The sequence below is a fragment of the Marivirga sp. genome (genome assembly GCF_051117495.1).
Classification (GTDB): Bacteria; Bacteroidota; Bacteroidia; order Cytophagales; family Cyclobacteriaceae; genus Marivirga.
The window spans coordinates 55233-69159 of record NZ_JBNPEF010000014.1 but is presented as its reverse complement, the minus strand read 5'-3'; the positions used below and the strand labels follow the sequence as shown (position 1 = coordinate 69159).

14 protein-coding genes are annotated in these 13927 nt (G+C 33.6%); 8 read left to right on the top strand and 6 right to left on the bottom strand.

The window, feature by feature from the left end; translation table 11 throughout:
• Positions 1 to 242 precede the first annotated feature (242 nt).
• From ACFE0M_RS07920 to truA, 4 genes are read left to right on the top strand one after another with little or no spacing between them, the layout of a single operon-like run.
• Complete coding sequence (locus ACFE0M_RS07920; protein ID WP_434545218.1) at positions 243 to 1100, top strand: hypothetical protein; 858 nt, start codon at positions 243 to 245, stop codon at positions 1098 to 1100.
• Positions 1097 to 1522 carry a DUF2141 domain-containing protein gene (locus ACFE0M_RS07915; RefSeq protein ID WP_434545217.1) on the top strand — a complete coding sequence of 142 codons (426 nt, stop codon included), beginning with the start codon at positions 1097 to 1099 and terminating at the stop codon, positions 1520 to 1522. Before ACFE0M_RS07920 ends, ACFE0M_RS07915 begins: the two co-directional genes overlap by 4 nt.
• A gap of 8 nt (positions 1523 to 1530) precedes the next feature.
• Positions 1531 to 2001 carry a hypothetical protein gene (locus tag ACFE0M_RS07910; RefSeq protein WP_434545216.1) on the top strand — a complete coding sequence of 157 codons (471 nt, stop codon included), beginning with the start codon at positions 1531 to 1533 and terminating at the stop codon, positions 1999 to 2001.
• A gap of 6 nt (positions 2002 to 2007) precedes the next feature.
• On the top strand, positions 2008 to 2793 hold the full coding sequence (gene truA, locus ACFE0M_RS07905; RefSeq protein WP_434545215.1) for a tRNA pseudouridine(38-40) synthase TruA: 786 nt from the start codon (positions 2008 to 2010) through the stop codon (positions 2791 to 2793).
• On the opposite strand, the gene cysM is transcribed toward truA, so the two are convergent.
• The gene (gene cysM / locus ACFE0M_RS07900; protein WP_434545214.1) at positions 2783 to 3664 is read right to left on the bottom strand and encodes a cysteine synthase CysM; all 882 of its coding nucleotides are present in this window, start codon (positions 3662 to 3664) and stop codon (positions 2783 to 2785) included. The genes truA and cysM overlap by 11 nt on opposite strands.
• 175 nt (positions 3665 to 3839) lie before the next feature.
• Between cysM and ACFE0M_RS07895 the strand changes: the two genes are divergently transcribed.
• Complete coding sequence (locus ACFE0M_RS07895) at positions 3840 to 4397, top strand: LemA family protein (RefSeq protein WP_434545213.1); 558 nt, start codon at positions 3840 to 3842, stop codon at positions 4395 to 4397.
• An 11-nt stretch (positions 4398 to 4408) separates the two neighbouring features.
• Positions 4409 to 5299, top strand: a complete 891-nt coding sequence (locus ACFE0M_RS07890) for a DUF3137 domain-containing protein (protein ID WP_434545212.1) — start codon at positions 4409 to 4411, stop codon at positions 5297 to 5299.
• A 141-nt stretch (positions 5300 to 5440) separates the two neighbouring features.
• Here the strand turns inward: ACFE0M_RS07890 and epsC are convergent, their stop codons facing one another.
• From epsC to ACFE0M_RS07875, 3 genes are read right to left on the bottom strand one after another with little or no spacing between them, the layout of a single operon-like run.
• A complete protein-coding gene (epsC, locus tag ACFE0M_RS07885) occupies positions 5441 to 6253 on the bottom strand; it encodes a serine O-acetyltransferase EpsC (protein ID WP_434545211.1) in 813 nt (270 codons plus the stop codon).
• Complete coding sequence (locus tag ACFE0M_RS07880) at positions 6253 to 7272, bottom strand: pirin family protein (RefSeq protein WP_434545210.1); 1020 nt, start codon at positions 7270 to 7272, stop codon at positions 6253 to 6255. The genes epsC and ACFE0M_RS07880 overlap by 1 nt, the downstream gene beginning before the upstream one ends.
• 54 nt (positions 7273 to 7326) lie before the next feature.
• Entirely contained in the window at positions 7327 to 8154 is an 828-nt protein-coding gene (locus tag ACFE0M_RS07875) for an ion transporter (protein ID WP_434545209.1), read from the bottom strand.
• Positions 8155 to 8299: 145 nt separating this feature from the next.
• Between ACFE0M_RS07875 and ACFE0M_RS07870 the strand changes: the two genes are divergently transcribed.
• Positions 8300 to 10324: a transporter substrate-binding domain-containing protein gene (locus tag ACFE0M_RS07870; protein ID WP_434545208.1), complete on the top strand. Its 2025-nt coding sequence runs from the start codon at positions 8300 to 8302 to the stop codon at positions 10322 to 10324.
• Between the two features lies 1 nt (position 10325).
• Here ACFE0M_RS07870 and ACFE0M_RS07865 read toward each other — a convergent pair whose 3' ends face one another.
• On the bottom strand, positions 10326 to 12320 hold the full coding sequence (locus tag ACFE0M_RS07865; RefSeq protein ID WP_434545207.1) for a tetratricopeptide repeat-containing sensor histidine kinase: 1995 nt from the start codon (positions 12318 to 12320) through the stop codon (positions 10326 to 10328).
• A 293-nt stretch (positions 12321 to 12613) separates the two neighbouring features.
• On the opposite strand from ACFE0M_RS07865, the gene ACFE0M_RS07860 reads away from it, so the two are divergent.
• Positions 12614 to 12745: a hypothetical protein gene (locus tag ACFE0M_RS07860; protein ID WP_434545206.1), complete on the top strand. Its 132-nt coding sequence runs from the start codon at positions 12614 to 12616 to the stop codon at positions 12743 to 12745.
• A gap of 15 nt (positions 12746 to 12760) precedes the next feature.
• Here ACFE0M_RS07860 and ACFE0M_RS07855 read toward each other — a convergent pair whose 3' ends face one another.
• Positions 12761 to 13915: a sigma-54-dependent transcriptional regulator gene (locus ACFE0M_RS07855; protein ID WP_434545205.1), complete on the bottom strand. Its 1155-nt coding sequence runs from the start codon at positions 13913 to 13915 to the stop codon at positions 12761 to 12763.
• Between the last annotated feature and the right edge of the window lie 12 nt (positions 13916 to 13927).

Sequence of the window (13927 nt, the reverse complement as noted above, 5' to 3'; positions counted from 1 at the left end):
AAAGCTTAGTGTTCAATCAGTTATTTTTTTGAGAATGGTGACAAAACTAAGAAAAATTACATAACATAATCGATTTCAATCCACAGTTTTTATGATTGGCGATCAGAAATGATAAGTTTAAAGCTTTTTATGTCATATTAAATAGTTAATGACTAACGAAATGAATTTGCATTTACTTATTTTCCTATTTTACTTATTTGGGTCTATATTTGAATAAATCTTGAAATTATAGCTGTAGAATCATGAAGCATTTATTTACTATAATAATATACTTATTGCCCCTTACTTCCTTGGCTCAATTTGAATTGGATAGCCTTAAAAAGAAATGGGAAAACGTAGGTAGAGAAGCTATTGAAGGTGTTTATGCGCTTTCCGGAGACAGTAGGTCTTATTCCATCGCCTTAGCTAAAGATCAGGATATTTACAAATTGGTTTATTTAGAAGGAGGCTTGGAAAATTGGGTCTATGGGGATTTGAAAGGAATGATCGCCAAATCGGAAGAGATGTATGAAGGCAGGTGGAACGCTGGAAAGCCCACCAAACCCAATCTTGAAGATATTAAAATTGTGTTTGGCAATAAGAAATTCATTTTATACTGGTCTGATTGGTCAATAGATGAATTTAAAATGATTTACCCTGAGAAGGCTCAAGAACCAACTGATATGGATCAAGTATTTATGGATCAGGCTTTTAAACGAGATGAAATATCAATTCCTATTCAATTGAGTGATTCAGGCTCAGTTGAAATTCCGATAATGGTGAATGATGTTTTAAAAATATATGTAGGTCTGGAAAAAACCTCAAATGAAGTGATTGTATCAAAAGATATTGCGAAAACATTAATTCAAACTAAAACACTTGGCTATAAAGAATGGAAAGAAGGTAATTATTATTACTTTATCGATGAAGATAAAGCTTTTGAACCACCGCATGTTTTTAACCTAAATTCATTGGCTTTGGGTGAAGGACAATTAACTAATTTGGAGGCCGTTATTTCAGATGAAATCTCAAGATCCATGGTCATCAGCTTTGATGTATTGGAGAGATTTGGTAAAGTGAACATTGATATGGACAAATTGTTGCTAACCATAAAACCATGATAATAATTAATCAATATTTCCTTATCCTATTTACATTGTTTATACAACCTTCAACTTCAACTCTTGAATTAGAAATAGGAGAGTTTAGGAATACTAAAGGTCATTTGTTAGTTTCAGTATTCGATAATTCAGATGATTTTCCTGATAATGAGCAATATGCGCTTGTGAATAAGAAAGTTAAAGTAACTCAAAAGAAGCATACCATCTTGATTGAAGACCTTCCCGAAGGTGAATATGCCGTAGTGTTTTTACATGATGAAAACGGTAATGAGGAAATGGATACAAATTTTGTAGGTGTGCCAACAGAAGGGTATGGTGCTAGTAATGATGCGGTGAATACTTTTAGTGCCCCAAAATATAAGGATGCAAAATTCCTTTTGGAAGGTGAAAAGAAATCCTTAAAATTGAAGATATTTTACTAAACCAATCTATGAGACTAAATTTTATATTGATCATTTTTTCTACTTTTCTTTTTGCTTGTAGTCAAAATACTGAAACTGCAAACGATCAAGACCCACTTTGGGAATTAGAGCAACAAGTGTTCGAAAATGGGGAAAACATTGAAATAGATGAAATCAACAAAGCTATTGAGAAAGCTTCTACAATGCGTTTAAGTTGGGCCTATAGCCCGATCACGATTGCTATAAGAGTGGCCGGGCAACAAATGGTGAGTCCTCATGTGAAAGTTTTAGCTAAGAGCATGTCAGGTAATGAATTGATCACTCATACGGTGGTCATGATTGAAAAGCAAAATCTTCAGGATGATTCCATTAACGATCAGTATTACCGAATAGAGTTGAAATTAGGAGGAAGTATTTGGCAAGTCATGGACATCAAAAAGGCTTGGAGTTGCAAAGCCAATAGAGGACATAGCGAAGTGAATGCTGAAGTTTGTAAATAAAACCCAATGGCTTCTCGTTTCGACTACTTCTATTTAATAGAAATTCAGTATCTAGGTTTTCGCTATCATGGTTGGCAATTTCAGCATGGGTTGAAAACACTTCAGGGGATGCTGGAAAAAACATTCGCTTTTCTTTTTAAAGAAGATAAGTTCAAGATTTTGGGAGCTGGACGTACAGATGCAATGGTTTCAGCTGAATCTGCATACTTTGAATTATTTGCCAATGATGAATTGGAACCATCCAGTTTTCAACAAGAATTGGACGATAACCTTCCTGCAGATATGAAGGTGATAAGTATCGAAGCTGTTGATAAAGGATTCAACATCATTCAAGATGTAAAGCACAAAATTTATCATTATTATTTTGCTCCGGTAAATGAAAAATATCCCTTTGCCTCGCCTTTTATGAATTGTATTCGAGAACCATTGGACATTGCCAAAATGTGTGAAGGAGCAAAGCTGTTTGAGGGAGAAAACGATTTCCGATATTTTATCACAGGAGATATTGAAAATAAAAGCACTATAAGAAACATTCAGGAATCTAAGATTGAGCCGAATTCAGTATTTACGGCAAGCTTCTTTCCAGAAAAGAGTTTTGTTTTCATGGTAAAAGGGAAAGGTTTTATGCGTTACCAAATTCGTTTAATGATGGGAGCCTTGATAAGGCTGGGTAGAAATGAAATTTCCTTGCAAGATATTGAATATGCTTTGAAAGGAAATCCCCCTAATTTCCAAAAGTTTACCGCACCTGCCTCTGGTTTAAGAGTTAAAGAAGTTGAATTTAAGATTTAAATAAATCGGAACTTAGATATCGGTCACCTCTATCACAAGTGATACAAACAATAACACCTGATTCAATTTCTTGGGCAATTTCCAAAGCGGCATATAGCGCACCGCCACTGCTCATTCCAGCTAATATGCCTTCTTCCTTAGCCATCCTTTGCGTCATTTTAGTGGCGTTTTCCTCACTGATATCAATGGTTCTATCTACTCTATCCGCTTCAAATATTTTAGGTAAAAATTCTGGAGACCATCTTCTGATACCGGGGATTCTTGAGCCATCAGTAGGTTGTGTACCTACAATCTGAATATTTGGGTTTTGCTCTTTCAAATACCTCGATACTCCCATAATAGTCCCGGTAGTTCCCATAGCCGACACAAAATGTGTGATTTCACCATTGGTGTCTTTCCAAATTTCAGGTCCTGTAGTTTTATAATGCTGTTTGTAGTTATCTGCATTCCCAAATTGATTGAGCATATAATATTCACCAGTGGCAGCCATATCTTCCGCCAAAGTTCTGGAATATTCTATGGTCCCTTCTGCTTTGGTTAAAATCACCTCAGCACCATAAGCTTCCATGGTTTGTATTCTCTCGGCAGTCGAATTTTCAGGCATAATTAAGGTCATATGGAGACCTTTCAGCTTGGCAATCATGGCCAAGGCAATTCCAGTATTCCCGCTAGTGGCTTCCACCAATTTATCCCCGGGTTTTATGTCACCTCTTTCCAAAGCGGCACCAATCATTCCCAAAGCTGCACGATCTTTCACGCTTCCCCCTGGGTTTTGCCCTTCTAATTTGCAATAAATCTTAACATTTTTATTGGTAGGGATATTTTTTAATTCTACTATCGGGGTGTTGCCCACTAAATCTTCTACAAACATTAATAATATTTATTAAAATGAACTTGAATCAATGGTAACAAACGAGTGATTAATTTAACTGTTTGAATTTTACTCAGGAATTTTATATGACTTTATTGATATAAAATGTTGTCATTATTATTTTTATCCATAAATTGTGCTTTACAATTATTCATTTACTTAAACTTATTAAAATATGTTAGCTATTGGAATAGCCGTTGGAGTTCTTTTATTAATCATAATATTGATGTATAACAGCTTGGTAAACAAGAAAAACCAAGTTGAGAATAGTTTTTCTACCATAGATGCGATGTTGAAGAAGAGATACGATTTGATTCCCAATTTGGTCAATACAGTAAAGGTATTTATGAAACATGAAAAAGAACTATTGACGGAAATTACTGAATTAAGATCAAAAGCGGTTTCCGGTAATTTGTCTGATAGTGAAAAAATTGATGTAGAGAATAAAATTGCTGGAAAAATGAGCGGGATCATGGTGGCGGTTGAAAACTACCCCGATTTAAAAAGCAATACTAATTTTTTACAATTACAAGGTGCTTGGACAGAATCTGAAGAGCAAATTTCTGCGGCAAGAAGAGCATATAATAGTACAGTGACTGATTATAATAATGCCATACAAATGATCCCGACCAATATTTTGGCATCCATGATGAATTATAAGAAGAAAGATTGGTTTGAAATTCCTGATACGGAACGAAAAAATATTAGTGCCCAGGATTTATTTAATGCATAAAATTTTACGTAATGGAAAGTCAAAAATCATTTGATGATTTATACCAGCATGAGTTAATTCCAGAAATTGAAAAACAGGAAGGGGAACGAAAAGCTTTCAAGAAGAAGTTTTTTACCTATCTAATCATAAGTTTTATAGCCTTTATATCAATTTATTTTTTCCTGGTTAATACTTTCTTTGCTGCGGAAACCACAACTCCTGTCTTTTGGATTTTATTCATTATTTTCCTGATTCCATTTTTTGTAATGTATAATTCCTTCAGAAAGAAATTTACAGCCACCTATAAAAATGATGTCATAAAAAAGATTATCCATCACATCAGCAGCGATTTAGAATATAATGCTAAGGGTGGTTTTCCGAAAAATCAGTATATGACCAGTGAATTGTTTAAAAGGAAACCAGACCGGTATAAAGCTGAGGATTATATTGAAGGAAAAATAGGGGAGACATACTTTAGGTTTTCTGAAGTACATTCAGAGTATAAAACAAGGAGTGGCAAAGACAATAAAGAATCTTGGCATACAATATTCAGGGGTATTTTCTTTGAAGCTGATTTCAATAAAGAGTTTAAGACCAAAACTTTTGTAATGCCTGATTATTTGGAAAGATCATTAGGTTTTATTGGGAAGAAATTACAAAGCATGAATTTTAGCCGACCTGATTTAATAAAATTGGAAGATCCTGAGTTTGAAAAGTATTTCGCAGTTTATGGTGAAGATCAAGTTGAGGCACGCTATATTCTATCTACATCCTTAATGAAAAGGCTTACAGAATTTCGAGAGAAGAGAAAACATCCCGTTGCCATTTCATTTGTCAATAATAGCATTTTTGTGGCCATCACAGAACATAAAAATTTATTTGAACCAAGGATTTTCAGAACAAATCTAAATAAAAAGTTCTAGAAGAATATTATTCAATGTTGGATTTAGTCATTGGGATTGTAGATGATCTCAATCTGAACAATAGAATTTGGGCTGGCTCAAAAATGAAAACTGAACAATAAAATCAAACTTATTTTGAAAGGCTTTAACTTAAAAAGCCATTCATTCCAAATTGTTTTTTAGTAGATGTTTATTTTCAGAATCATAGTAAAGCCTTGAATTTGGTTCTAGACTTTTGGTAATCCAGCTATTGCCCCCTACTATACAATGATCTCCAATATGGGTCTTGCCTCCTAAAATGGTGGCATTGGCATAAATCACCACATTATTCCCTATAGTTGGATGCCTTTTTTGGCTTGCATTTTCTTTTTTAACACTTGTGGCACCAAGCGTTACTCCTTGATAAATTTTTACATAATCACCAATATCAGTTGTTTCCCCTATTACTATTCCTGTTCCATGGTCTATGCAAAAATGAGATCCGATTTTTGCTGCAGGATGTATATCAACACCAGTTTTACTATGGGCATGCTCACTGATCATCCTAGCTATTAAAACATATCCTGAATTGTAAATGCAATGCGCTATTCTGTAGGCAGCAATCGCTTTAAAACCGGGATAGGTTTTAATAACTTCCAATCGACTCTTTGCTGCAGGATCACCTTCGAAAATAGCATTAATGTCTTTTTCGAGTGCAGATTTTATTTTAATTATATCATTAAACAGGATTTCTTCCTCACCCGGATATTTTTTTTGAAGGCTCCTACATCGTTTTTCTAAAAGTAGATGCCATTCTTTTTTTAATTCCAGAAATCTATTTTCTAATTCATCCTTATCGGAGATTTTTTCGTTTCCATAATCTGGAAAGATAAAACCCAATAATGATTCATAAAATGCAATGATGCTGTCCGGTGAGGGACAGCCCAATGCACTTTGGTGTTCTTTATATAAATTGTCTAAAAATTCTTCTTGCATCAATCTTTAATTTCCTCTCTTCCATCTGCATGTATTGCAAATCGCCCTTTATTTTTATCATGAACATTTTCATAAGAAGGCCAAGGCCATCCCCCGAATTCGGTTTTTTGAAATTCCATAATGGTTTCTCGTACCTCTGCTGGGTAGTTCAATACAAATGGACCATGTTGAACTACAGGTTCATTAATAGGTTTTCCTTGCAGTAATAATAATCTTGCTTCTTCTTCGCCATTTTTCAACTTAATATCTGCTCTGGCATCAAGATATGCACCATGATAATGAGGTAAATCAGTATCGTTCAATTTAAAATCTTTGCCTTTAAAGAAATATAAGTTTCTATTGATTTTATTTTCTGTTGACGGCAAGGTAAATTCAGCTCCGGGTTCCATTTTAATATGCCAAATGGCCACTTCATTTTCTGGATTTGCTGCCCAAGAATCAGGTGCAGGTTTAGGAGCTGTTTCATCACCAACTTTGCCAGCCATTACTTCAATCTCTGTTGATTTACCGTTAGCATCTTTATGCTTGTAAACGGGAATGGTATCCTTCCAGAGCATAGCAAAGTGGGGTTCTACTTTTTTGTTGTCTCTTGGTAAGTTCAACCAAATCTGGAAAAGCTCTAATGGATTTTCTTCATTCTCTTTCAATAGGGGAAACATCTCAGAATGTTGAACACCTTTCCCAGCCGTCATCCATTGCACATCACCATTGCCAAATCTTCCAGCTGCTCCCAGTGAATCAGAATGATCTACCAAGCCCTTTCTAACTGCTGTAACGGTTTCAAAACCACAATGTGGATGTGCTGGGAAGCCTGGAACTTTACTTCCGTGATACATTCTCCAACCATCCTTAATGGTAAAATCTTGCCCTATCATTCTGCCTTCTAAAGAAGCAGCAGGTCCCAAATCTTTATTTCCCTTAGGGAAGAAATCCTCATGATGTACACAAAACAAAAAGGGGTCTTGTGTCTGCCACGGGAAACTTAATTTTTCTATTTTATTGATTCCTGTATTTTCCATGTAGGTACAACGATTATCTTGTTCAATATGTTGACAAAAATGGGTTTAGATTTTTTATTCAGTAGGTAATTTTTTGCCACAATTATGACAAAATTTTGCAAAATCACCATGTTGCTTTATTCCACAATTAATACAACTTCTATTATCTATTTTAAATCTGTTTTTGTTCATTTCCGATGTAACTATACCAGTAGGTACTGCAATGATGCCATAGCCCATTATCATGATTATGGAAGCAACAATTTGACCTAATGGGGTAATAGGAGCAATATCACCATAACCGACTGTGGTGAGCGTAACAATCGACCAGTATATGCCTTTTGGAATATTAGTAAAACCACTTTCAGGTGGCTCTATTAAATACATAATAGCCCCTAATATGGATACCAATATCAATACTGTTCCTATAAAAAGTGTTATTTTCTTTCTGCTTGCCAATAAGGCCGAAGAAAGTTGGGAAGCTTCTCCTAAATATTGGGTTAATTTGAATATTCTAAAAATTCTTAAGAGTCGTAAACCTCTAATGATCATTAAGGATTGTGCTCCAACAAAGACAAATGCTAATAATGATGGCAGAATAGACAATAAATCTACTATACCAAAAAAGCTTTTAATGTAATGCCAGGGATGTTTTACAATAATGATTCTTAAAATATATTCTATCAAGAAAAAGCCAGTGAAAATCCATTCCGCCCATAAAAAATAGGTTCCGTATTGTAGTTTAATCCAACCGACACTTTCTAAAATTACGGCTAGAACACTAAAGAAAATAGTTATTAATAAAATAGCATCAAACAACTTACCTTCAGCCGTATCTGCTTTGAATATGATATTGAAGGCCCTTATTTTCCATTGAGCTTTTGTATTGGCTTGTTCTTCCATTTTGTGTCTTATGATAACTGATTTTCGGAATATCCGTCTATAAAATTATATAATCTATAGAAGGGATATTGTGTTTTTACACTATTATTTATAATTTAATCAAAAATTGACTATATTAAATGCAATTAACGAAAATCTTAATAGAGTGAAGACCATTTCCAAAGCCTTACTAATATTTTTATTATTTCCGTCTTTTTTGTTTGGACAGGCTAAAAGTAATAATAATACTTTACCCGAAAAATCAATAAATTATGGAATTGATAAAACTTATGAGCCTTATGAGTTTGTCAACAAGGATGGAGAAGCAACCGGTTTCAATGTTGAGATTATTAAGGCCATTGGTAAGGAACTTAATTGGGAGGTAAATATTCATCCCGATGACTGGAAAAAAATCAGATATAAATTAGAGGAAACACATGAGCTTGATGCCTCTGCATATTTTAAAACAGTAGATCGTGAGGATAATCTTTTATTTTCTCGTCCCATCAGCTTAGTTTACTATTCAATTTTCACTCGCTCAGATAAAGAGCCTGTTGAAGATTTGTTTAGCCTTTCTGGAAAAAAAGTAGCAATTCAAGAAGTAACTATTGTAGAAGAATATTTTGATCAATTAGGTTTTCTAGAATTAGAGGAGCTCAAAACTTATGCATCAGAATCTGATGCTATTGATGCCGTGGTGAGGGGAGAGGCAGATTGTGCCATTACATCATTTATGACTACTAATTATAAAATGAGGGCTGAAAACATTAGTAATATTCAATCCTCTAGTGACCCAGTATTCATTACTGAATATTGTTTTGTAGTGAATAAAAAAGATTCAGCTTTACTTGATTCATTAAACTGGGGCTTAAGATTAGTGAAAGCTTCTGGAGAATATGATAATTTATATCAGAAATGGTTAACACCCAAAAAAGGGTGGTGGGAGGTTAATAAAGAATTAATCCTCATGATAATAGCAATATTGTTATTGCTGGCCATATTGGCTGGTATTTATATTTATTCTTTAAGAAATTTAGTAAGAAAGAAATCGCTGGTGATCCAAAAAGAAATCCAAAATAGGACAGAGACTGAATGGGAATTAAAGGAGAGTGAAAATATGAGAAGTAAAATGGAAGCCTTTACCTCTGTCATGTTAGTGGAAACAAACTTGGAGCACAATATTACACAAGCACCTAAATTATTCTATTCAATATTGGGATTTGAAGAGAATGAACTTTGGGGTGTTAACATCCATCAATTACTATCAGTTAAATCTGTAGCTAAAGATCAAGAGATCAAAAGTATTTTGATGAACAAAGAATTTTCTTATTTGGATGCTGAATATGAATTTAAATCCAGTTCAAATGTACCTGTTTGGATGGATAGTAGCACTTCTTTACTTTATGATGCTAATCAAAAAATCATCGGATTTAAACAATTTTTGAGGGATATAACACCTTTGAAACAAGCAAATTTGAATTTAAAAGATTTAAATGCTGAACTGGCTAATTTCATGTACAAAACCTCTCATGATGTAAGAGGGCCCATTGCAAATGTGTTAGGTTTGGTGAATCTGGGTAATTTGAAATCGAATGATAAAGAAATATCAAGTTATTTTGGTATGATTGAAAAGAGTGTGCATAAGTTGGAGCATATTTTTAATGACTTTAAGGAAGTGAGCTTTATTTTACATGGCGATTTGAATATTACTACTTTTGATTTAAAGGAATTGGTTGAAGATGTGACCAAATCAATTTTCCTAAAGAGAAATAAAGATATCAAAAAGGCAAAAATCGATTTTGAATTATTAGCAGATTCTAAATACATCACTTCTGATCGTGCATTACTTAAGCGGTTGTTTTATCAGCTAATTGAAAATGTGTTTGAACATAACAATTATTATGATACCCAACTGAAAATTGTCTATGAGAAATATAATGCCACCCACTATAAAATTTATTTTGAAGATGATGGTATTGGCATTCCGGAGGAACTACATAAAAAAGTATTTGAGGTGTTTTTTAAAGGTAAAAGGAGTGATATAAATGTTGGAATGGGTTTGTATATGGCTAAAAAGGTAATCTCGCGATTAGGCGGAGAGCTAAATTTAAAAAGTAAAAAGGGCGAGGGGACTACAATAGAAATCATTTTGCCCGTTAGGCAAATGGCAGAAAATATAACCTATAATTAATTTATTTGGGTATTGAGAAAGAAAAAATAGTTCCTTTTCCCTCTTCACTTTTCACCCAAATCTTACCACCATTTTTCTCCACAAATTCTTTACATAAAATAAGCCCTAGACCAGTTCCTTTTTCTTTAGCTGTTCCTTGAGTAGAGTGTTTGGTGTCAATCCTGAAAATTTTGGAGGCTACATCTTTTGGCATCCCCACACCATTATCTGCAATTTTCACCACATATTGATTGCTTTCCTCTACCACGCCCATTTTAATTTGTCCTGCTTCATCTGTGAATTTTATGGCATTTGACAATAAGTTTCTTATTACTGTTGTGATAGAATTACGGTGTGCTTTTACTTTTATCGGCTTAGTGTTTTTTACCTCTATGTCGATCTTTTTGTTTTCTGCTTGTTTGTCCAGTAACTTTTTATTTTCATTCAACATTTCAGTAAGGTCAAATTCTTCTGCAGTAAATTCTATGTTACCTGTTTGAGATCGTGACCATTGCAAAAGATTCTCTAGCAGGGCAAAAAGGTTTTTTAAGGATTTATCTAAGTCCTTTGCCAGCATTTGAATTTCTTCTGTGCTCAAACTGCTGGTATGGTTCATCAAAAGACCGGAAAAAGAGGTAAGTGAATTTAAAGGACCTTTTAAGTCATGACTAATAATGGAAAAGAATTTATCTTTAGTAGCATTAAGATCTTCTAATTCATCATTTTGGGCTTTTACCTTTAGGTTTGCTTCTTTTAATTTTTTATTGTTCCTTTTTTGTAGAATGAAAAGCGTTAAGATTAAAATCAAAATAATGGCAATTAATGCCACCATAATAATTAGAAATTCCTTGAATCTTTTTTCTTTTTCAAGTTCGAAGTCTTTTTGAATCCTATTGAGCTCTAATTGGTCTATTAAGCTTTGTTTCTGATTGATTGTATGACGGCTTTGCATTTTTAAAATATTCCTATCATTTTTTTCCTTCTGAAGGAAATCTTCCAAAGCTTTAAATAACTCGCTGTATTCCAATGCTTTTTTATAGTCGCCAAGTTCTTTGTAAGCTTTACTTAATAGTCCATAAGTGTTTTGAATGAGCTCTTGGTTCTGGGACTTTTGTGCCAATGGATTAGCCAACCTTAAATTGGCCAAAGCCCTTTCTGCATTATTCTTTTTTAAATAATATTGAGCAACTGAATTATATAATTTAGCTAATTGGATTTCTGCATCGCTTACATCTCTTAATATATTCAGGGCCGCCAAATAATTTTCATAAGCTCTTTCAGAGTTGTTTTGTAATAAATAAATATCAGCTATTGCCGTTAAACATTCAGCCTCCGGTAAAGGTGATTTAATTCTTCTGTAAGTCTTAAGTGCATTTTGATAATGACTTAATGCTTTATCAAATTCATTTTCGTTTGCATAGATACTCGCCAAATCCGTATGAGCTTCAGCTTCTAGTTTTGGTATTCTTTCCGCTTTAGCATAGGTCAATATATTTTGATGTTGTTCTATTGATTTGCCCAGTTCACCCGTCATCCAATAAGTGTAGCCTAGTTCTTTATTGAGGTAAATCCTTAGGGGAGGAAAATCGTAATTTCTTAAGAGGTTGGAGGCTTTTTCCAAAAATTCTTTCCCATAGTAATAGTCTTCTATTTTTTCAAAAAGTTGATAAAAGCCAATATATGTAAAAATAAGTGCTGTGTTGTTTTCTGCCTTTTCATCTATTTCCAATGCTTTAATTAATAATGACATGGCTTTTTCCAAATCATTGGTTTTGTTTATGTGAATAAAAGCCAGCTCTTTTGAGATTTTACTTACGATATCGCTTCTTTCAATGTCTATCGCAGATTGCAATACTTCTTGCTTGTTTTCTAAGAGTTCTTCTGCATTTCTTGCAGATAAAGTATCTTTAAGTGCTTTAAACCACTCCCATTCAGAAGAAATTGCAGAAGATTGCGCCTGAAGGTTAATGCTTATAAATAGTAAGTATAAAAATAGATGTTTTGCTTTTTTAAGCATATTTAAATTTACATTAAGCATCAAATTAAGCAAAATTATACAGATTGAAGTTAATGATTTGTGTGTTTTTTAAGTATAAGTTAAATTATTTTTAAGCGGTTGATTGTTTTCTCCTAATTTACATAAAAACTCTATTTAAGCTCATTGAAGAGGTTTTTTGTGTTGAGAATTATGAATTTTAGTAGATGGATTATTTTAAATTTTATCGAATAATGTAATTAATTTAATAATAGATTTTAAATTTTAGATTAATGCACTTATATTTGAATGTAAGATATTTAAACGCTTTCGATATGAAAAAACTTTTATTAGTTATTATTGCAGGATTATTTATTGGCGCATGTGCTCAAAAAACCTGTCCGACTTATTCATTTAATGATTTAAATACAGAGCAGGAATCTAATTTGGAAGAGCAATCTGTTTGATTTATTCAGTTTTCATTACTCAATATATTTTTTCACATCTTGAGCAGTAATTTTATCAGCTCCCAAAATTATCAATCTTTCCACTACATTTCTCAACTCACGAATATTTCCACTCCAATTATATTGCTTTAGTTGATTTAAAGCTTCTTTATCAATAGATTTTTTCTTTGCTCCTTGTTCTTCAGCAATGTCGCTCAAGAATTTCTCCACTAATTCCGGGATATCATCCTTCCTATCTTTCAAAGGAGGGACATTAATTCTTATTACGCTAAGTCTGTGAAATAAATCCTCTCTAAATTCATTGTTTTCAATGGCTTCTTTAAGATTTTTATTAGTAGCAGCAATAATCCTCACATCAACCTTGATGTCTTTATCACCACCTACTCTGTTAATTTTATTTTCTTGTAAAGCACGTAAAACTTTCGCTTGTGCGGCTAATGGCATATCCCCAATTTCATCTAGAAATAAGGTTCCCCCAGTTGCTTGTTCAAATTTTCCTATTCGTTGTTTAACCGCAGAAGTGAAGGCTCCTTTCTCATGTCCGAATAGTTCGCTTTCAATAAGTTCAGATGGAATAGCAGCACAATTGACTTCTACCATTTGAGCTTTAGCTCTTTCACTTTGCTCATGAATCTGGCGGGCGACCAATTCTTTTCCGGTTCCATTTTCCCCAATGATTAGTACCCTGGCATCTGTAGGAGCCACCTTAGCAATGGTATCCTTTACTTCTTCCAATTCTTTAGAAGAGCCAATCATTTCATATTTTTTGGAAACTTTTTTTCGGAGGGTTTTGGTTTCTGCCATAAGGTTGGATTTATCCAAAGCATTTCTAACCGAAACCAATAATCTGTTCAAATCTGGTGGCTTGGAGATAAAATCAAAAGCTCCTTTTTTGGTGGCTTCCACTGCATTATCTATCGTCCCATGAGCCGAAATCATAATGAATGGGATTTCAATACCTTTATCATAAACGGCATTAAGCAATTCCATGCCATCCATTTTAGGCATTTTTATATCGCAGAGGACAAGATCGTAATGTTCGCTCTCTATTTTCTTTAAACCATCGGCACCATTGGCTACTTCCTCAACTTGATATTTCTCGTATTCCAGTATTTCTTTCAATGTTTGTCGGATACTGGCCTCATCATCTATCAATAATATCTTTGACATATTTTTTTGTTT